The sequence below is a fragment of the Haladaptatus sp. AB643 genome, from assembly GCF_024136975.1.
In the GTDB taxonomy this organism is placed as follows: domain Archaea; phylum Halobacteriota; class Halobacteria; order Halobacteriales; family Haladaptataceae; genus Haladaptatus.
Genome location: NZ_JAMYJW010000007.1, coordinates 136,452 through 155,801 on the forward strand (window position 1 = coordinate 136,452; position 19,350 = coordinate 155,801).

The window sequence follows — 19,350 nt, forward strand, 5'->3', positions numbered from 1 at the left end:
CCGGCTCAATAGACACAGAGAAAATCAGATCACTCGAGGTGCCGGGTGTGTTTTTTCAAAAATAATATGAAAAATTGAGAACAGTATCGAGTATTGGATGACTATGGTCTTCAATCCGGTGCGTTAGTCACGAATGCCGCTGTCGAGTCGCACGATGACTACGCTGCAGCAATCGAAATGAGTGTACTCCACTTATTGGACGATTCCTGTGTGCCAAAGACTTAAAGCTTGTATCTAAGAGATCTCTACTGAGTGACCCGTAGCGTTTTGTGCCACCTCTTCGAGTGTCTGAATAGTATCCATGCCGACTACCAACGATCGCGTCGTCGTGGTCGGAGCTGGTGTCTCGGGGCTTGCTATCGCCCGAGAACTCGCACCGGACCATGACGTTATCGTCCTCGATAAAAGCGGTATCGCAGCAGATACATCCTCTCGAGCGTCCGGGATGATTTCGCTTTCGCTTGAACCGTTTCCCGATGAATGGGCAACGTTCGCCTTGTCACAATTTCGCGACTTGGACGGTCAAGGCGTCTTCTCGTTCACAGAACGCGAGACGGTTCGTCTCGTTCCTGGGGCGAACGCCGACCTATACACCGACCAAGCACCTAGTGGTGGGGAGTTTCTCACCCGAGATGCACTGGAGCGCAGATTCCCAGAATCGTTCGGTGACCTCTCTGCGTATGGAGGTGGTCTTCTCTATGATGGTACCGGTTACCTCAACGCACTCAACTATGCAATGACGTTGAAGTGGGCCGCAGAACAGAACGGAGCGGGCATCTTCCGCGACCACGAAGTCACGGATATTCGAGTCGTAGACGGCACGGTGACTGGTGTTGAGACAGAGTACGGCGTTATCGACGCTGACCATGTCATCTACGCAACTGGATGGAAGACGCGCGACCTCCTCGCTGATCACGTCGAACTCCCAGTGAGACCGCTTCGGTGGAACGCGGTCGTCATCGAACCGGACAACCCACTTCCGGACGACTGTCCTATGGGTTCTGAACCGACGATGCGGATATACTGGCGGACGACCAATCACGGTAACGTTCTCGTTGGCGGAAACGAACACCTCCTTGACGACCCGGAAGGCACACCGATGGGCGTTCAAGAATCGTTCCGTAAAGGTGTGGTTGAGGACGTCGCACCGCTACTCAATGGGGTTGCTGGAGGAACAATCCGCCGAGAGGATTGCTGTCCGACTGCGGACTGTGCCTCACCTGACGGACTTCCTATCATTGACACCCCCCGAGAAGCGCCGGACGGGCTTGCGGTCGTGACCGGTCTTCACGGCCGAGGCGTTATGCTCTCGCCTGTAACTGGGCGCGCTGTTCGGTCGCTGGTCACCGGAGAGAAACCACCCTTCCCGATGGCGCAGTTTCGACTCGATCGGTTCGACGACCGATCCGCTAATTTTGACTATCGAAGCCATTGGGGGACAGGGGAAGACGATTGAATGCCGTAGTAAATGTAGGACATCGAACTCAGGAGAACGGTCACCGGTTCAACCGAGTGGATTAAACCGAATGAGTCGAGTCCATTCGCTAATTGCCTCCTCTGTCGATCGCTTACCGAGAGTCCCCTTGTCGATACGTCTAGCAGATAACCAACTGTCTCCGTTATCGAGGGGGAGAGTCATCAGTGAGCTACTGCCCAGCCATTGCTCTCAATTAGTGAAGTTAGAACCCCGTAGAGCCGTCGAGGAGATGATCTTCGACCACATTCTCGTCGAGTTCGATGCCGAGGCCGGGGGCTTCCGGGACCTCGATGTAGCCGTCCTGGATGAGGGGTTCATCGCGGACGAGTAGGTCGTCCCACCACTCCACCTCCAAGGCGTGGTATTCCAAGACATCGAAGTTCGGGGTGGCAGCGCCTAGGTGGACGCACGCCATCGTCCCGACGGGGCTACAAACGTTGTGCGGGGACATCGGAATATAGTTCTCTTCCGCGCGGTCTGCAACCCGCATCGTCTCCGCGAGCCCGCCGACTGTTGTCGGGTCGGGGGTAACGACGTCCACTCCGTGTTCGTAGATGAGGTCGGTGAGTTCGAACACCCGGAAGCGGTTCTCTCCGGTCGCAACCGGGGTACGGGTAGCACGAGTCACTTCAATCTGGGCGTCCATGTTCTCCGGAGGGACAAGGTCTTCGAGCCACATGAGGTCGTACTCTTCCAGTTCGTACGCGAGGCGTTTCGCGCTCTCGACCGAGTAGTCCCAGTGACAGTCGAACGCAAGGTCGATGTCGTAGCCGATCTCGTTGCGGACGGCCTCGACGATCTCGCGTTTCTCCCGGATGGCGGTGTTAGTGAGGCGGCCGTTGTAGGGATCGGGATCGTTATCCGCTGGCAAATCGAGGTCGAACTTCAGCGCGCTGAATCCCATGTCGACGACGCGGCGAGCTTCGTTGGCATACGCCTCCGGCGAGTATGCGTCAGCTCCGGCGTAGGCGGTCGCGCCATCCTCAACGGCGTACGCTTCGCCAGCGTGGCAGTCGCAGTAGATGCGAACCTCATCGCGGTACTTCGACCCGAGGAGTTGGTAGACGGGGAGGTCGAGAAGCTTCCCGGCGACGTCCCAGAGTGCAACCTCGATGCCGGAGGCAGCCGTGACGACCTTTCCAGTGGTGCCCCCATGTCCACTCATCTCCTGGAAGATGTAGCGGACGAGACGCTCGACGTCAAGAGGGTTCTCTCCGATGAGGAATCGTTTGGTATACGAAACGAGTTCGGAGATTCCGCCACCCCGGTAGGACTCGCCGATGCCGGTGACGCCAGCGTCCGTCTCGATCTTGATGAGGTTCCACTCGAAGTTGCCTTCGACGACTGCGGTCGTGATGTCGGTAATCTGTACGTCGCGGGCTTCGCCGCGGTTGGTCGTGTGGTTGGAGAAATCTCTCATGCGTTGAACTCGTGGGGGGTGTCTTCGTAGGGGAAAACATTGTGGGCGGCAAAGTGCGCGATTTTCACGGCATCCTCGCGGCCGTTCGTCGTATGGACGTGGTTGATGGCTTGGTCTCGGTAGCTGAGAGTCCGGTTGGAAAACGACACCGGTGAGTCAAGAGGTATTTCGATCGGGTACGACTCCACGTCGGTGGCTTCCATGCTGAAGCGCTAGTGTCCAAAAATAAAAATAACCGTATATAGGCAACCCTTTCCGGAGAGCGCGGGTTACTGATTCCCGGCGCGATGCGCTACACATGGAGTTCCCCGACCGCACGGATATCGAACGTCTCCTCGACCCGGTGTCGCTTCCCTCATTCGCCCGCGTCCGCTACGACCCCGAAACGGAGGCCGTCAGCGACGTGACGGCGACGACCCAAGACGAACTGGCCGACCTCGACCTTTCGGACCTCGATCGAGAGGCGACCGTCGCGGTTGGCCTTGGGAGTCGCGGTATCCACGCAATTGAAGACGTCGCTGCCGCGACGGTCGAGTTTCTCGACGGTGCCGGGTTCAACCCGGTCATCATTCCTGCGATGGGGAGTCATGGCGGCGCGACCGCGGAAGGGCAACACGAAGTGTTGAGAGCACTCGGCATCACCGAAGAACGAGTAGGTGCACCCGTCGACGCCCGGATGGACGCCGAGCAGGTTGGGGAGGTTACCGTCGGCGGGACGACGACGCCAGTCTACATCTCAACGGCGGCATTGGAGGCTGACGGCGTGCTCGTAGTGAATCGTGTGAAGCCGCACACGAACTTCACAGGCCGCATCGAGAGCGGGCTCTCCAAGATGGCGGTCGTAGGACTCGGGAAGCAACGTGGCGCAAACGCGTTCCACTCCACCGCCATCGCGGAAGGGTACGTGACAACGCTGGAGTCAGTGCTCGACGTCATCCGCGCCAACATGTCGCTCCTCGGCGGAATCGCGCTCGTGGAAAACTTCCACGAAGAGACCTCCCACATCGAATTCATCCCCGTGGACGCGTTCGAGGATCGAGAACCTACGCTCTTGGAGCGGGCGCACGCTGAAATGGCGATGCTCCCCACTGATGACATTGACCTGCTCGTCGTGGACGAAGTCGGGAAAGAAATCTCGGGTGCGGGGATGGATACGAACGTCATCGGACGGTACCGCGTGTTGAATGCCGACGACCCTGTAAATCCCGATATCAGTCTCATCTACGTGCGGGGATTGACGGACCGGACAAAGGGTAACGGGAACGGCATCGGCCTCGCGGATGTCACCCGAACAGCGGCCGTCGACCAACTCGACCTGCGGAAGACGTATGCAAACGCGATGACGAGTGGGTCGCTGGAGAAATCGAAACTCCCCGTGGTGGCACCGGACGACGAACTAGCGTTCCGCGTCGCCTTATCCGCGCTTGGCGGCTACGACCCGGCAGACGCGCGTATCATCCGCATCGAGAGTACACAGAACCTCACGGAACTGTACGTCTCAGAGGCGGTGGTAGACGACCTCCCAGCGGGCACGGAAGTCGTAGAGCGCGGTGCGTTCACCTTCCCTGCTGGCGAACTGTCGTTTGACGTCTAGTAACCGAAATCGTGAGGGGATTGCCTCTACGAAAACGTTTTCACTCACACCGACTCGTGAATAAACCATGGATTTACAGATAGATGGTAACACGGCACTCGTTACCGCGTCATCTAGTGGTCTCGGAAAAGCATCTGCGAAAGCACTCGCCCGCGAAGGCGTCAATGTCGTCATCAACGCCCGCGACTCCGAGAAACTCGACGCGGCAAAAGCCGAAATCGAGGCGGTTGCGACCGGCGACGTCATCGCACAACCCGGTGATCTCACCGATGAAGACGACATGAAAGAGCTCGTTCAGACGACCGTAAACGAGCTCGGTGGCCTCGACCACCTCGTGACGAGCGCGGGCGGTCCTCCGTCTGGTTCGTTCCTCGACACCGACGACGAGGACTGGTATGAGGCGTACGACCTGCTTGTGATGAGTGTCGTCCGTCTCGCCCGCGAGGCCCACCCCTACCTCCGCGAGAGCGACCACGGAACTATCGTCAACATAACGTCCCGGAGCGTGAAGGAATCTCTCGACAACCTCGTGTTGTCGAACTCCGTCCGGATGTCCGTCATCGGCCTGGAAAAGACGTTGTCGAAGGAATTCGCACCCGAGGTACGCGCGAACGCCGTACTCCCCGGCCCCCATGAGACTGAACGCATAGAAAACATCGTGAACGCTGCCGTCGACCGCGGCGACTACGACTCCTATGAGGAAGGTCTCGACGACTGGGCGGGTAACCCGCTCGAACGCATCGGCGACCCGATGGAGCTTGGGAACACAGTCGCATTCCTTTCTTCGCCGCAGTCCGGCTACATAAACGGCACCGCCATTCCCATCGACGGCGGCTCTACCGGGTCGAACCTATGAGACCTGTCAACTTCGACGATGCAGAATCGTACGAACCCGACGAGGGATGGCGGCGCGTTTCGATGGCGGGAAGCGACAGGTTCAGTTTCGAGTGGTTCGAGAAGCCGCCCGGCCACTCGTCACCAATGCATGACCACGAGAACGAGCAGGTCTGCATCTGCCTGCAGGGTGAGTTGACGGTGGCAACTGAGGACGACTCGGTGACACTCGGGCAGTACGACTCCGTACATCTTGAGTCGGACGAACCACACCGCGTCGAGAACACGGGTGAGGAACTCGCAGTCGGCTTCGACGTGTTCGCGCCGGGTCGGTCGTTCGACTTCTGGACGGACCGGGAGGACGAATGAAGTACCTTGCGCGGACCGACACCGGTGAACCTCTGCTCGGGGACGACGACGGATTCGTCCCGCTCGGCAGCGTCCATCCCGAACTCGACAGCATCCGAGAGGCACTCTCGCCGGCGACTCACGGGAAGCTCCGTGACATCGCGACCGCGACGGCGAAGCCGGTTCCCGCCGAGCACATCTCGTTCGGCCTGCCGCTCGCGTCGTTCGGGAAACTCTGGGGAATCGGGTTGAACTACGAGGAGCACGCGGGTGACTTGGACGAGGAACGCCCGGAGGAACCGGCGAGCTTCATGAAACCTAACTCGGTGCTGACCGGTGCGGGTGGTCCTATCCGACTGCCACCGCGGGAGCAGAGCGACCGAGTTACCGCAGAGGCTGAGCTCGCAGTCGTCATAGGGCGCACGTGCAATGGCGTGAGTGAAGCGGAGGCAGACGACGTCATTGCTGGGTTCCTCCCGGTCATCGACATGACCGCGGAGGACGTTCTCCAGCGGAACCCCCGGTTTCTCACGCGGGCGAAAAGTTACGACACGTTCCTCGTCGTCGGGGACGTTATCTCCGTCCCCGAGGAAGGGTTCGACCTGACGGAGTTGACGGTGACGACCGAGGTGAATGGCGAGGTAGCAGCGAAAAACGTCGTGGACAACATGCTGTTCCCGCCGCAGAAGATCGTCTCCTTCCATTCCAAAGTGATGTCGCTGTCGCCGGGCGATTTATTCAGTACGGGGACGCCGGGTGCAGAACCTATCGAGCCGGGTGACGAAGTTCGTGCGACAGTGGAATCTATCGGCTCCGTGAACTCGTTAGTCAAAAGATAGGTTCTGACGACGCTAAACTTACAGGGCATCATATTTTATAAATACTTTGGAATGGAGAATTTTTACCGGTAAAATTTGAGATATTATTACACATATTTAATAATTTTACAGGATTAAACAGGTAGTTTGTTATAGGGTGACATTGAACAAATGGGTGATCATGTCACGAAACGACATTCGACGACGTACATTCTTGTCTGGGGCAGCGACTGCTGGTGTAGTCGGTCTCGCTGGCTGCAGTGGTGGTGGTGGTAACAGCGACGGTGGAAACGGTGGTGGTAGCGGAAACGGTGGGAACTCCAGCATGTCCCTCCGCGTGGGAACGTCCGCGGGCGGCACCAAGGACGTTGGTCTCGCAGTCGAACGCGCCGTCAGCCAGAAGAGCGACAAACTCGACTACTCGACGGTCGAGAGTCCGGGCTATATCGGTACCATCTACCGGATGGCGCAGAACCAGTTCAACGCCGGTATCACCGACAACAACTCCCTGACGAAAGCGCTCGACGACCGTGGCCAATTCTCGAAGCATGGCGTCGACAGCGTCCCCCAGTACGGATTCTACGCATTCCCGTACAGCATCTACGTCATCGCCCGCGACGGCACGGGTATCAAAACGTTCGACGACCTCGCCGGGAAGAACGTCTACCCCGCGGAACCTGGCTATTCGACCCGCGCAACGACGCTCGATGTCTGGTCACAGAAACCAACGAAGAACGTCTACGACAAGATGAACATCAAGAACATGGGCGTCGACTCCGCGCCCGGTGCGATGGAGGAGGGCAACATCGATGCCGCCATCGCCTACGGTACCCCCGGTGTCCGCTACACCGGATTCGTCCGCGAAATCGCCTCCCGTGTCGACGTTCACTATGTCAAACCCACGAAGGCGCTCAAAAAATCTGCTGAGTCCTACTCTGGCGCCGGCACCGGCACCACGAAGTACAGCGACTGGAGCATCGGTACCGACATCGGGACTGACGAGGTGTTTCACTGGAACCTCGAAGTCAACTACACGTTCAACCCGAGCGCGAGCACGGACGCCGTGTACGAACTCTGTCGCGTCGTCGACAAAAATAATGACGTCGTGAACGAGGGTGAAGAGCAGTTCAACGACTTCAAGTCGACGAGCGACATGCTCGCCTCCGCTCGCAAACGTATCCCCGTTCACCCCGGCGCCGTCAAGTACTACAAGGAGAACAACGCTTGGGACAGCAACCTCAAGGAGGGCAAATAAGTCTCTGGTGGACGACGCGCGTCGTCTTTGAACTATACACGATAGATCATATGTTATCATGAATACACAGACAGAACAGAACCCGACCGAATCCGGACTGGTCCGCGGACTCGACGTGCTAGTTACGACCATCGCTTTCGCCTTCTGGGTGTTCGTCCTCTGGTTCGCGAACACGCAAGAGTGGTCGACAGTCAAATACGGCGTCGTCTTCGTCGGCGGCATCATGACCGTCTACGCCCTCAATGAGACGCGAGTAGCGTTGGCGGAAGGCGATTGGATCGATAGCGCGGTGCTGATACCCGCGTCGCTCGTCCTCATCTCCGCGTCCGCGTACTTTGCGCTGAACTTCCAACAAGTGTATATCTTCCGACAGGGGTTCGCACTCGAACACGAGTATATGCTTGCCCGCCTCATCATCATCTCCCTACTGTACCTGACGTGGCGGGAGTTCGGGAACTTGTTTTTCTTCCTCGTCGTCGGCGTGCTGCTGTACGCCATCTATGGGAACTACGTTCCCGGCATCCTCGGACACGCGGGCATGACCGAACTGACGCTCCTACAGGCGACGGTCACTGACCTGTACGGGTTCTACGGGAACCTCACCCAGATTACCGCGTCGAAGATCGCACCGTTCCTCCTCTACGCAGGCCTGTTGTTCGCGTACGGGGCGTTTGACCTCATCCTTCGGGTCGCTATCGTCGCCGCGAAGTACGTCCGCTCCGGTGTCGCCCAAACCGCTGTGCTCTCGTCCGCCGTTATCGGCTCCATCAACGGGTCGTACACCGCGAACGCCGCGATGACCGGGTCATTCACCATCCCGACGATGAAAGATTCCGGGATGGCCCCCCACCGCGCCGCCGCCATCGAGTCGGTCGCGTCGACGTCCGGTCAGGTGCTCCCGCCGGTCATGGGCGCATCCGCGTTCGTGATGGCCTCCTACCTTCAGGTCTCGTACTTCCAGATAGTCGCCGCGGGTCTCGTCCCGGCGGCTATCCTCGTCGCTTCAATCGCCATCGCTGTCCACTACACGGCGCTCAGCGACACCAGCGATCAGGACCTCGACTTCGACGCGTTCTTCGAGGACAAACTCACGACTTCCCAGAAATGGTTCCAGGCGGTTCGGTTCGGCGTTCCGTTCGCCCTCCTCGTCTACCTGCTCGGGGTCGTCCAGTACACCGTGATGACGTCCGCGCTCTACACGGTCGTTGCTATGATCATTACCGGCATCGCAATGCCAGTCGTCCACCGCGCCGTCACCGGATCATTCGCCGACGCTGGCCGCGAATTCCGCGACCAGTTATTGGCCACCGTCCACGGGTTCCGCCGTGGTGCCATTATTCTCGCACCGATTGCAATCATCCTCGTCGTTATCAGCGGCGTCGTTAACCTCTTCGGAACGACCGGTATCCCCTCGAAGATCGCGCTGATGCTCATCAACATCTCCGGTGGTATCCTGCTGTTCGCCGTCCTGCTCGGGATGGGCGTAGCTATCCTGATGGGGATTGGGCTGCCGACAGTTGCCTCCTACGTCATCGTCGCCATCCTCATCGTCCCGACGTTCGTCGCCGACTTCGGCGTCCCCAAACTCGCCGCCCATTACACGGTGTTCTACGCCGCAATCCTCGCGGGTATCACTCCGCCGGTTGCCACCGCGGCAGTCGTAGCGGCCGGGATCGCCGAGGCGAACTTCTGGCGGACCTGCGGTGCGGCGATCAAGATTGCCGCCCCCCTGTTCGTGCTCCCGGTCGTGTTCGTCTACAACACCGAACTTGTGTCGTTCACGCTCGGCACAAACACGCTCGCCGTCGGGACGCTCGTCCTGCTCGGCGCTATCGCGATGATCTACGGATTGAACTATCCATTTAAACTGAAGCCCGGTCGCCGGATCCTGATACGCACCGTTCTCACCGTATTGGGCGTGGTCGTGATGGTGTATCCTGGGTGGCTCGTGAAGGGCGCCGGGATCGTTGTGTTTGCTGGCGTCTTCATCGGTGAGAAGGTGATGTTCCACGATCTCGAACTTCCGTTACTAACGGAGGTGAAACAATGAGCGAAAACGACGATCGAGGTGCGGCGAGTGAATCGGACGACCCGACGGCGAACGCCGGTGATCTTGGCGAACTTATTCCCGAATCGTTGCTACCGGTGTGGCGACGTATCGAAGCGATCCAGGCGTTCCGCGAGACATACGGTGACCGGTATACTGGCGTTCTCGAGATACTGACCGCGTTCGTCCTCACCGCCGGCTACCTTTATTGGCTGTTCCTCTTGCTGACCGCGTAGCGGTCCGACTGCCCCGATTTCATCGACACGTCAAACGAGGGTGAGTGGTGCACTACTGTTGCCACTCGGCCGCGCGGTTCACATCGTGCGGGATGTGGCTGTCCTGCGTTTTCACGTTCTCGAGGTATGCACGAAGATCCGTCCGATAATCAGGGTGTGCGCAGTTCTCGACGATGCGTTCGGCGCGTTCGACTGGGGAGAGCCCTCGGACGTCGGCGACACCTTGTTCGGTGACAAACACGTCGATGTCGTGTTCAGTGTGGTCGACGTGGAACGTCATTGGAACTACGCGGGAGACGTCCTTCCCGGTGAGGCGAGCGGGGAGCGCGCAAACGGAGACGAGCGAGTTCCGGTTGAAGTCTGCAGAGCCGCCGACACCGTTGATCATACGTTTCCCGCCGACATGTGTAGAGTTGACGTTCCCGTAGAGGTCGAATTCGATCGCGCTGTTCACGCCGACGACGCCAAAACGGTCGATGAGTCCAGGATGGTTGGAAACGTCGGCAGGGCGGAGGACGACGTCCTCGGCGTATCGTTCGACGTCCGCAAACAAACGGTCCTGACCGCCGCTAGTAAGGGCCAGGGAGGTGGCGCTTGCGCTCTTGAGACGACCACCGTCCAGCATGTCGAGCAGACCGTCCTGAATGAGTTCGCCAAAATAGACCACATCCCGGCCACCGAAGTCGAGTTCCTTCAATTCGCCCATCAGTGCGTTGCCGAGGCTTCCAACGCCGAACTGGAGATGGACGGCATCCTCGAAGACGGGCGTTCTGTCGACCTCTTTGGTGAGGAATGCACCGAGATTTTCGGCGATAGCGAGGTCGTCGCTAGTAGGGTCGCGGAACGTGTACGTCGAATCCGCGCGGTCGGTCTCAACGACGGCGATTAGTTTCTCTGGGTCGAACGAAACATAGGGTTTACCGATGCGGTCGCCGGGATCGTCAAGCGGTATCTCGCCGCGGTTCGGGGGTGCGTCCGGCCGGTAGATGTCGTGTAACGCTTGCAGTTCCCGAGGCTGGGCGTAGTTCAGTTCGACGATAAGTTCGTCGGCAGCGGCGACAAACGCCGGAACCTGGCCGAGCGACGTCGACGGTACGAACCAGTCTTCACCCACGGCAACGGCTTCGACAATCGCGACATCCGGGTTGACGAGGGCGCCGTACCGGACCTCGTCACCAATGGCGGAGGCGTTCCGGTCGCTGAACGCGACCTCGCGTCGATTCGTCATCGCGCGGGCGACCCGGGAAGACTGGTAGGAGAACCGGCGGGCGACAGCACCAGATTCAACGAGGTCGACATCGATTTCGTCGCCGACGTTCCCGCTGCTGACGAGGGCGATCGCAAGGTCGCGGTCGTCATCGGCGAGTGCGAGCGGCACGAGTTTTGGGTAGCCGACGCTCCCGAACCCGCTGGTGAGCACAGTGGCGTCCGGCGCGATCGTCGCGGCGGCGGTCGCGGCGTCCACGAGCGGGAGATCACCGTACCGGCGATCGATGACAATGCCCGCGTCCGGGGGACGTTCATTGGTCATCGTTGATGAGCTGGAGCTGGTGTCGGTCGTATCCGTACCACCGATCCTCGGCGGTTCGTCGATGTCGGGACAGTATTACATTTTGATTGCATAGTGCACGAAGTACGGCTGATGACTGAAAGTGCCCGCGGCGACTATTAAATGTACGTTCCCTCCGAAATCTGTGCGGGGTATCAGTGGTCGCGAAGCCGTCACGATGGGTCGTCATAGCGCTCGAACGCATCACAAGCAGCAACAAACACACCCTCTCCAACGGGAAGAATACTGAAACTCTTCGACCACCGGATCGTCTGAAGCGGATCCATTCCTGTCTTATGATTCACTCAATCGCCTGGACTGAAGCACACGCCAGAGAATAGGGGTATCGGGGTCGTAATGATGCCATATATTCTCGGTGATCGGGAGCGCGGTCGATTCATCGCTGAACTCGGAACAACCGTGCCAAAAAGTGGACTCTACTGTGTGTTGGGAGACGCACGACACGATAACGCGAACATCTATGGGCTCACTCCCCAAATACTTCAGTCCCGTTTTGACGCTGCTTGGGTATACTCTTGGCGAACTCTAATTCATATATTAGAACCGTAGTAATCGTTGATTATTGTTTAGCATGGAGCGCATAACAATACAAATAGTTCCTGTATAGAATTTATGGACTACTGGGAAACTGAATCCGAGCGGGAGATGATTCTTGATTGTTGCTGGTCAGCGAATGATAAACGCACAGGATCGTCACCAGATAAACAAGCCAAGGAATTCTGGAAGGGCTTGGTTGTCGCAGGTTCATTTGCATCTCTCCTTTGGCTTGTTTTCATCCTGTCATTAGTAATCCATCACGTACTAATATAATTATTAGTAATATCAAATATTCGTGACTCGAACCAACTCGGTTTCGCCGAGCGCGATCAACTCGACGCAGACTCACCAACAAGGTGGTGCTGGACATCACAGGTGAGTGAGAGAGATTGGGGAACGGAGAGATAGGTATCTCAAAGTCGCGCTCGCTACCGCCTACACGGTGAGCGTCTCGAGTTGGTCGTCACTGATAGTCTGATCGAGGATAATCTGTCCCGTTCCGCGCATCGCAGTGCTCACGAATTCCGTCACGTCGACGTCCTCTTCGTCAAACTCCTCCCGGAACTCCATGTACTGAGCGACCGTATAGAGGGTAACGCCGGTCTTGTACACCCGTTTCACGTACTCCTTTCCCGCGTCCGTCAACGTGTGGTTCGTCAAGAACTGCTGAAGTGGCGCAGCGTCCATATTGATGTAGACGTCCATCTCCTCGGTGGAGTCCATCACCTGCACAACTGTGTCCTCGTCGAACCCACGGTCGTAGGCGTCCCAATCCTCTTCGTGGACGGAATGCGTGGTTGGTAAGATCATCTCGTCCTCGCTAGACCCGTTCGTGTTCCGCGTTCGGTCGTCAATACGCGGCTCTAGATATTCGAGCGTAAACGATCGTTCGAGGGTCATTTTGCCGTCCCCACCAGCGGGACCGACCTTGACGTGAATCGGGAGGCGCTGTCCGGGCGACGCGTTCTCGATTGGTTTCAGTGTGATCGCGAGGATACCGTTCAACACCCGCACGGATTTGACCACGTCACTCGGAGTGACGTCGATCGACCCCGGATCGCCGCTTCGCGTCAGATAATCGTTCGGGGCATCGAGGACAAATCGCTGCCAAGCATACGCATTCGGAGGCATCTCCTTTCCATATTCTAGAGCTGCGTCCGTCTCGACGTTGCTCTCGTCCACCGTGTCAGTGGTGGACGTGCTCCGATCTGGATTCCAGATGTTGTAGTCATCCGGACCGTGGTACGTCTCGATGAGTTCGAGCCTGCACGGATACCGATCGTGTGAATCGACGTCCGAGTTCGCACCGTGCACGGTCGGTCGTTCCAACCGCTCGCCAGTGGCGAAGTAGCGTTGTAACGCCGGGTTCCGTTCGAGAATCGCCATCAGTACATCCTCGACAATCTCGTCGGGGTCGTCCGTCGGTAGTTGTTGGCGACGACGCCGTTCTTCGTCGACGAGGATGTCGTTCGTCCCGAGAAGCGATTCGAGTTCGCGCTTCAGCGTGCGTGCACTCTGACTGTTCCGGAGTCGGTCGCGTGACGCGGGAAAGAGATCGACTACGCTCGAATCGTCGAGGGTGGAGAAGTCGACGAATACGAGTACGTCGCGGGCAACGTGCGGGAGACTGCACCGATTCCGAATGAACGTCCGCCCCTGGTCGCCGTGCGTTTGTCCGTTGATGACGAAAAAGATGGCTTGACCGCGGTGTTTCTCGCCACCGACGAAGTGTTTGTTCTTCGCCGTGATGGGGTCGTACCCGCGTTCGTGGGTAAAGCTATCGTCGGCTTCGAGCGTCGCGTCGTCCTCGAAGAGGATTATGCGGACATCCCGGGTGTCGAGCGTAGCATCCTCGAAGTTGTAGGCGATGGTCTGATCCGATGCGACCAACTCGTTGTACTGGTCGAGAGTGGCGAACAACCCGTTCGTCGTCGTCACATCCGGTTGCCTGTCGCCTCGCGTGTCCGCGAGTGTGATCGGGATGGGCGTGTCGAGAAGATACCGTTCGAGTCGGTAGCGAAACGATGTCGTGAACCGCGTTTTCGCCTCAACGGTGAAGTCGAACAGTTTGACGATCGAACCAGCGATCTGACCGTTTACCGTCCCCGGGAACGTCGGTACGTCGCCATCGAGCGTGAGATACTCGTAGCGATCCTTCGTCCTGTTCTTTCGAATGAGCGTCCAACTCCACTCCTTGGGGCGGTCGACGCCCGCAGAGAGGACAAGTTTGTAGCCCCGCTCGCCGCAGAACGGTAATACGCCGGAGCTTCCCATTCCATACTTGCCCTGAAGGAATCCGTATTGCTGTTTGGTCTTTCCCGGTTGGAGGAATCCGAGGAAGGTCTCTTCGAATCGTTTCAGCGACTGGCCACAGCCGGTATCGGAGAGCGTCAACGACAGCGACTTCCCTCCCGTACCATCGGCAGTGAGGCGTATCTCTTCGTCGTTGGGATCGATGAGCGTGTCGGCGGCCGCATCGAGTGTCTCAAATTCGTCACCGGTGTACTCGTTACCAACGTATTCGTGATAATTTTTCAGCAGAATGGCGTCGATACTATTGACGATGAGTTCCGTCAACGCAGCCATCGGATCGGCCTGCTGGTTCTCGACGATGCCGTAGTTGTTCTCGATACCGCCGAGCGGTTTCCACACGACAGCTTCGAGACGACCGTCGGAGAGCGAAGCCGTAACGTCGGCCTCCGTTTTTGCCGTTAGGAACTGTGCAGCGTCCTCTTGTGTGGTGTTGAACTGAATTGACATGGTCTGGTGCAGCAGGTGTCTTTCGTGATGCTGCAGGTGTGTTGCTTGAGTCGCATCTGGTGAATGTGCGGAATGGCTCGTGTCCACTGACTATCGCTTTGCCCCCTATCACGTCCGCAGATTCCTCGTTCTATATATACGATTGCCATCATACCTGATTGGCCAAATCTCACGATATTGTTTCCCCCCGGTGATGTCTCGTCGGCAGTGTGCGAACCTCGTTGCTCCGTTTTGTCGCCCTGTGAGCGGTAGTACGATGGGGCTATTTGACTATTAACTCGTCTCTGTTCCTGAGGGATGTTCGACAAGGACAATTCCATTCCCGTAGAGATCGATTGCGACAGCTTCGATTCCGTACGGCTGTTCTGTCGGCTCAGATGTGAATTCAACGCCGCGTTCACGCAGCGTTTCATATGTGGATTGGCAATTATCCACAGTAAAGGCGAGTGCCGGTTGCTCCCCGATCATTTCAGAGCGACGCTCTGCTTCCTCGCCTTCGAACCAGTCAAGCGGTTCGAGGACGATTTCCACGGTGTCATCCTTTTCAGCTGCGACAGTAACCCAATGCTGATCATCGGGTCCAAACGTCTCGTCTGCTTTCTTTTTTAAGCCGAGCTTCTCGGTGTAAAAGTCCAGTGCTTCGTCTTGGTCGATAACAATGCGGGTCGTGAGGCGAAGCTTTTCAATCATAGTTTCCTCCGTCTCTATAGATGCCGTTCAGGAGGAAATACTCTCGCCTAGTGGACTGAAAGTGACCGTCTGTACCTTGCCATCGACGTCAAGTCCCCGGACTCATCAAAGTCACTATTAGCCACAAGACCCCCGCAGCCCACCAGTATACTGTCTCTATCGACGACGTGACCGAGGACCTGATGGCGTGTACCTGCCCACATCACGTCCACCGCAACGCCTTCTGCAAACACATGGCCGCAGTCGAAACCGCAACCAACGACGGGACACTCGAGACATTCCCGTCCGAGGACATCGAAGACGATGCCGAACCGGACGACTGTGATTGTAAGAGACTTGGTGGTTCCTGCGCTGGCCGAGCATACGAACGGGACGTAAGGAACTGCCGAACTAACCACCGCTTCAGTCTTTTTTATTCTCAGCTGTGCAGTATTCACGAACTCTTCGGGTTGCTGCAAGCATGAGGCTCACGTATGTCCCCGAGAATACCTATCGACATCGGCCAAATGTGGCTACATCGTTGCGACCACGATGAGGACAACGCCGAAAGCACCGGCGAGGATGCTGACCGCCTTCGTCAGTCGCTCACCCCACGCGACCATTCGTTCGAGAGAAAGGACGACCGTAATGACGGCCATCCACAGGATGTTCATCGAGCCGACGACCACCATTACGGCGAACAATGGCCAGCAACACCCCACACAGAAGGCGCTAAATCTGAAACTCATCCGTGCCGCCCCACGAATCCCGGAACGATGGTACTCCATCAAGAATCCGAGTGGCGTCCGGCAGTATTTCAGACACCGATGCTTGTACGGGGAGAGCTGATACATCGAGAGCAGTATCAGCGTTCCGCCGAACAGCAGCGTACCGTTCCGGTCAGCGAGGGTGGTAATCGGCATCATTGCGTTTATGGCTAGCGGAACAATTCCTGTAAGTGCCCACACGAGTGCGTACGTTCCCATGAACGCGCTCGTACGCGCCGCTTTTCCGGCTCTTGTCGCGCCGTCAATCGTCTTATAGTACATTCGGAAGAGCGGCACCGACGACGGGAACATCATCGCGATCATCATCACACTCCACATGAACAGGTACAGGAGGATTCCCGAGAGGCCATTCGAGAGGGCCATCGCTTCCGGGACTCCGGGTGCGGACATGGACATCCCGCTCCCAGCGCCCGGCATCGGGAGCCAGCGCTCCACGAGCGCAACCCAGGCGAGCAACGCGATCACGTACGTGACAAGCGCGACGACCGGGAGGCGTTGCAATCCGAACCGACTTCGATACGAATCTCGTTCCATCTGAACACCACGAGTGGAAATCGTACTCTCAGGTATTCGCCAGTTCGAAGTCTCCGAGGTAGGCGTTGTTCCCCGAGACGTCCCACTCGAACCGATCGTCGTACGACACAGTAGCCGTCGTCGACTTTCCGGTTCCCATCCGGAGATTTTTCGTGAGCGGATGAGGCATTATGGTGCCGAGTTCTTCGTTGAACCCGACCGTACCGCTCGCGTCCATGGCCATGACCTCCCCGATCTCGACCGAGAAGTCATCACCGTCGCGCGAGAAGTCGATCGGTGCGGTTACGACCTCTGCGGATTCGACGTGCGCGTCGGCCACGGCTGCCCAGATGCCGCCCGCCCGTCCGAAGTAGATGTCTTCGAGCGCATCGTACTGGTCGTCGTCGGCTGCTTCGTCGATCAGCAGTACGACGTCCCAGCCGGTGTCGGGACCGAACATAACGCCCTCCTCGGTGGAAATGAGCATACCGACCGAGAGCCCACCTAGATACACGTCCCCATAGTTGCCCTCCCGAATTCGCCATGCCAACGAGACCGTACAGACGTCGTCATCAGGTGGTTCCAGCCAGATACACTGGCACGCGACATCGCAGTTGCAGGCTTCGACGTAATCCCCCTCGATGGTCCATTCCTGTGTCATTCGGAAACACCATGTCTCGTGTCAACACAGATCACGATAAATCTACCTCTACTTAGTAACTCTTTGTTACGGCTTCTGATCAGCCACCGGTCAGTACGCAATGATATCGAATAGTGGTTCCCAATACCGTTCACAAACTGATCTACCGTGTTTCAGGTGCCCTTCAGCCGGCAGAAACAGCGCCCACCCGAACGTCAAACACACCATCTTTCAAGTGAATTTCAGCAGTGCAAACAGTCTCCAGCAACCAGTTTGGCAGTCCACTACTCCCACACTATATTTCCGGAGTAACTCCGCTGTCCACTACTGGGAGACGCCTTCTCCTGTCACAATCACTCTCGCTCTCACAGTCACAGACAGTCCCAGTGAACCAGTCCACTTCACAACTCGCCGCAGCACGCTGGATCCCTTCAGTCATCACCGGATATAACCATCACCTACTGTTACTAGAATGACTGTCTCACGAGCAGAAGAGCGAACATTTAAAACATTCTACTGAGAAATATTGTGACATGCCATCAAATGACAGGCATGATCAGAGAGACCGCAGTACAGCCACGAGTCGGCGGCGACAGTTTCTGAAGACGACCGGTGCGGCGGGTATTGTTGGTCTTGCAGGATGTTCGAGCGGTGGCAACAATGACAACAACGGAAGCAAGAGTGGGTCGTCCGGTTCGAGTGGGAAGACGCTCACGCTCGGTGCCGCCATCTCGAAGACGGGGGAACTCTCCAAGGAAGGGAAACTGTACCTCGACTCCTACAAGATGACGATCAAGGATATCAACGACAAGGGGGGAGTCAAGGTCGGAGGTGACTCGTACAAACTCGATCTGAAAACGTACGACGACCAGAGCGACCCGACGAAGTCCCGACAGTTGTTTCAGAAGCTCATTCAGGAGGACGGGGTCAAGTATCTGCTCGGTCCGTATTCGAGCGGGGTGACCCTCGCCGCACAGCCGGTCGTCCAGAAGAACAAACTCCCCATGGTCGAAGGCGGCGGCTCCTCGACGGAGATCTTCTCCGACAGCAACAAGTACGTCTTCGGCCTGCTCGCCACCGCACCCCACTACGCAGACGGTGCGTTGAGTCTTGCGAAGGGTCTAAAGAATCCGAAAGTATCTAAGATCGCCATCGCCTACGAGAACGACATCTTTAGCAAGGGATCGGCCAACGGCGTCCGTAAGATCGCCAAACAGAACGGCTGGAACATCGCCGTCGACGAGTCGTTCCCGTCGGGGGCCGACGACCTCTCGTCGATCCTGAACAAAGTCAAGAAGAAATCGCCGCAGGTGTTCGTCGTCGCCGGTCACTACAAACACGCCGTCCTCGCGGAGAAACAGATGAAGCAATACGATGTCGACGTTCCTATGACCGTCGAGACGGTCGGTGCGACGACGAGCGACTTCATCGACGAACTGGGCGACACCGGCAACTACGTCTACGGGACGAGCCAGTGGGCAAGCGGGGCGAAGTACAAAGGCTTCTTTTACGGGTCAGCTCCCGACTACGTGAAACACTTCAAGAAGAGCCACGACTACAACCCGGACTACCACAACGCAGCCGGAAGCGCGTGCATCCTGTCGTATCTCCGTGCGTTCAAGAAGGCGGGATCGACAGATCCCAAGAAAGTCAAGGACCAACTCGCCAAGATGGACGTCGAGACGTTCTTCGGGAAAGTCAAGTTCGGCTCGAACGGGGCAAACGTCGGGAAGAAGACCGTCGCGTACCAGTGGCAAAACAAGAAGAAGAAACTCGTCGCACCGGAGAGTGTCGCCAAATCCGACGCCAAGTATCCGGCACCCAAGTGGTCCAAGCGCTAACGC

General features: G+C 57.6%; 17 protein-coding genes. 9 read left to right on the top strand and 8 right to left on the bottom strand.

The features are described 5' to 3' along the window. Positions 1-301 precede the first annotated feature (301 nt). Positions 302-1,456: an FAD-binding oxidoreductase gene (locus tag NKF25_RS15035; protein WP_253227469.1), complete on the top strand. Its 1,155-nt coding sequence runs from the start codon at positions 302-304 to the stop codon at positions 1,454-1,456. 223 nt (positions 1,457-1,679) lie between these two features. Here the strand turns inward: NKF25_RS15035 and NKF25_RS15040 are convergent, their stop codons facing one another. Together NKF25_RS15040 and NKF25_RS15045 are read right to left on the bottom strand one after the other, a co-directional pair. Then, positions 1,680-2,897, bottom strand: coding sequence for a mandelate racemase/muconate lactonizing enzyme family protein (locus NKF25_RS15040; RefSeq protein WP_253227470.1), 1,218 nt, complete (start codon positions 2,895-2,897; stop codon positions 1,680-1,682). Continuing rightward, entirely contained in the window at positions 2,894-3,100 is a 207-nt protein-coding gene (locus tag NKF25_RS15045) for a hypothetical protein (RefSeq protein WP_253227471.1), read from the bottom strand. The genes NKF25_RS15040 and NKF25_RS15045 overlap by 4 nt, the downstream gene beginning before the upstream one ends. 95 nt (positions 3,101-3,195) lie before the next feature. Here NKF25_RS15045 and NKF25_RS15050 point away from each other — a divergent pair, with 95 nt between their 5' ends. The 7 genes from NKF25_RS15050 to NKF25_RS15080 all read left to right on the top strand — a co-directional run bounded on the left by NKF25_RS15050 (position 3,196) and on the right by NKF25_RS15080 (position 10,029). After that, positions 3,196-4,491, top strand: a complete 1,296-nt coding sequence (locus tag NKF25_RS15050) for a DUF362 domain-containing protein (protein ID WP_253227472.1) — start codon at positions 3,196-3,198, stop codon at positions 4,489-4,491. A 67-nt stretch (positions 4,492-4,558) separates the two neighbouring features. Next, positions 4,559-5,347 carry an SDR family oxidoreductase gene (locus NKF25_RS15055; protein WP_253227473.1) on the top strand — a complete coding sequence of 263 codons (789 nt, stop codon included), beginning with the start codon at positions 4,559-4,561 and terminating at the stop codon, positions 5,345-5,347. Continuing rightward, positions 5,344-5,694: a cupin domain-containing protein gene (locus NKF25_RS15060; RefSeq protein WP_253227474.1), complete on the top strand. Its 351-nt coding sequence runs from the start codon at positions 5,344-5,346 to the stop codon at positions 5,692-5,694. The genes NKF25_RS15055 and NKF25_RS15060 overlap by 4 nt, the downstream gene beginning before the upstream one ends. Beyond that, a complete protein-coding gene (locus NKF25_RS15065; RefSeq protein WP_253227475.1) occupies positions 5,691-6,512 on the top strand; it encodes a fumarylacetoacetate hydrolase family protein in 822 nt (273 codons plus the stop codon). The genes NKF25_RS15060 and NKF25_RS15065 overlap by 4 nt, the downstream gene beginning before the upstream one ends. Positions 6,513-6,672: 160 nt before the next feature. Further along, complete coding sequence (locus NKF25_RS15070; protein ID WP_256490542.1) at positions 6,673-7,746, top strand: TAXI family TRAP transporter solute-binding subunit; 1,074 nt, start codon at positions 6,673-6,675, stop codon at positions 7,744-7,746. Between the two features lie 58 nt (positions 7,747-7,804). Continuing rightward, entirely contained in the window at positions 7,805-9,796 is a 1,992-nt protein-coding gene (locus NKF25_RS15075) for a TRAP transporter fused permease subunit (protein ID WP_253227477.1), read from the top strand. Further along, positions 9,793-10,029 (top strand): hypothetical protein, encoded by a 237-nt coding sequence (locus NKF25_RS15080; protein WP_253227478.1) that lies wholly within the window; start codon positions 9,793-9,795, stop codon positions 10,027-10,029. The genes NKF25_RS15075 and NKF25_RS15080 overlap by 4 nt, the downstream gene beginning before the upstream one ends. A gap of 52 nt (positions 10,030-10,081) precedes the next feature. Here NKF25_RS15080 and NKF25_RS15085 read toward each other — a convergent pair whose 3' ends face one another. From NKF25_RS15085 to NKF25_RS15110, 6 genes are all read right to left on the bottom strand, one after another. After that, complete coding sequence (locus NKF25_RS15085; protein ID WP_253227479.1) at positions 10,082-11,560, bottom strand: acetyl-CoA hydrolase/transferase C-terminal domain-containing protein; 1,479 nt, start codon at positions 11,558-11,560, stop codon at positions 10,082-10,084. Between the two features lie 1,011 nt (positions 11,561-12,571). After that, positions 12,572-14,896 carry a hypothetical protein gene (locus NKF25_RS15090; RefSeq protein ID WP_253227480.1) on the bottom strand — a complete coding sequence of 775 codons (2,325 nt, stop codon included), beginning with the start codon at positions 14,894-14,896 and terminating at the stop codon, positions 12,572-12,574. A gap of 273 nt (positions 14,897-15,169) precedes the next feature. After that, entirely contained in the window at positions 15,170-15,586 is a 417-nt protein-coding gene (locus tag NKF25_RS15095; RefSeq protein ID WP_253227481.1) for a VOC family protein, read from the bottom strand. Positions 15,587-15,633: 47 nt separating this feature from the next. After that, a complete protein-coding gene (locus tag NKF25_RS15100) occupies positions 15,634-16,044 on the bottom strand; it encodes a hypothetical protein (RefSeq protein ID WP_253227482.1) in 411 nt (136 codons plus the stop codon). Between the two features lie 54 nt (positions 16,045-16,098). Then, complete coding sequence (locus NKF25_RS15105) at positions 16,099-16,887, bottom strand: DUF2182 domain-containing protein (protein ID WP_253227483.1); 789 nt, start codon at positions 16,885-16,887, stop codon at positions 16,099-16,101. Between the two features lie 28 nt (positions 16,888-16,915). Continuing rightward, positions 16,916-17,527: a DUF1326 domain-containing protein gene (locus tag NKF25_RS15110; RefSeq protein WP_253227484.1), complete on the bottom strand. Its 612-nt coding sequence runs from the start codon at positions 17,525-17,527 to the stop codon at positions 16,916-16,918. A gap of 512 nt (positions 17,528-18,039) precedes the next feature. Between NKF25_RS15110 and NKF25_RS15115 the strand changes: the two genes are divergently transcribed. Continuing rightward, the gene (locus tag NKF25_RS15115) at positions 18,040-19,347 is read left to right on the top strand and encodes an ABC transporter substrate-binding protein (RefSeq protein ID WP_253227485.1); all 1,308 of its coding nucleotides are present in this window, start codon (positions 18,040-18,042) and stop codon (positions 19,345-19,347) included. Positions 19,348-19,350: the final 3 nt, after the last annotated feature.

Bases quoted from the DNA above. Each gene is read 5' to 3' on its own strand.
- NKF25_RS15035 (WP_253227469.1), top strand. From the start codon at position 302: ATGCCGACTACCAACGATCGCGTCGTCGTGGTCGGAGCTGGTGTCTCG.
- NKF25_RS15040 (WP_253227470.1), bottom strand. From the start codon at position 2,897: ATGAGAGATTTCTCCAACCACACGACCAACCGCGGCGAAGCCCGCGAC.
- NKF25_RS15045 (WP_253227471.1), bottom strand. From the start codon at position 3,100: ATGGAAGCCACCGACGTGGAGTCGTACCCGATCGAAATACCTCTTGAC.
- NKF25_RS15050 (WP_253227472.1), top strand. From the start codon at position 3,196: ATGGAGTTCCCCGACCGCACGGATATCGAACGTCTCCTCGACCCGGTG.
- NKF25_RS15055 (WP_253227473.1), top strand. From the start codon at position 4,559: ATGGATTTACAGATAGATGGTAACACGGCACTCGTTACCGCGTCATCT.
- NKF25_RS15060 (WP_253227474.1), top strand. From the start codon at position 5,344: ATGAGACCTGTCAACTTCGACGATGCAGAATCGTACGAACCCGACGAG.
- NKF25_RS15065 (WP_253227475.1), top strand. From the start codon at position 5,691: ATGAAGTACCTTGCGCGGACCGACACCGGTGAACCTCTGCTCGGGGAC.
- NKF25_RS15070 (WP_256490542.1), top strand. From the start codon at position 6,673: ATGTCACGAAACGACATTCGACGACGTACATTCTTGTCTGGGGCAGCG.
- NKF25_RS15075 (WP_253227477.1), top strand. From the start codon at position 7,805: ATGAATACACAGACAGAACAGAACCCGACCGAATCCGGACTGGTCCGC.
- NKF25_RS15080 (WP_253227478.1), top strand. From the start codon at position 9,793: ATGAGCGAAAACGACGATCGAGGTGCGGCGAGTGAATCGGACGACCCG.
- NKF25_RS15085 (WP_253227479.1), bottom strand. From the start codon at position 11,560: ATGACCAATGAACGTCCCCCGGACGCGGGCATTGTCATCGATCGCCGG.
- NKF25_RS15090 (WP_253227480.1), bottom strand. From the start codon at position 14,896: ATGTCAATTCAGTTCAACACCACACAAGAGGACGCTGCACAGTTCCTA.
- NKF25_RS15095 (WP_253227481.1), bottom strand. From the start codon at position 15,586: ATGATTGAAAAGCTTCGCCTCACGACCCGCATTGTTATCGACCAAGAC.
- NKF25_RS15105 (WP_253227483.1), bottom strand. From the start codon at position 16,887: ATGGAACGAGATTCGTATCGAAGTCGGTTCGGATTGCAACGCCTCCCG.
- NKF25_RS15110 (WP_253227484.1), bottom strand. From the start codon at position 17,527: ATGACACAGGAATGGACCATCGAGGGGGATTACGTCGAAGCCTGCAAC.
- NKF25_RS15115 (WP_253227485.1), top strand. From the start codon at position 18,040: ATGCCATCAAATGACAGGCATGATCAGAGAGACCGCAGTACAGCCACG.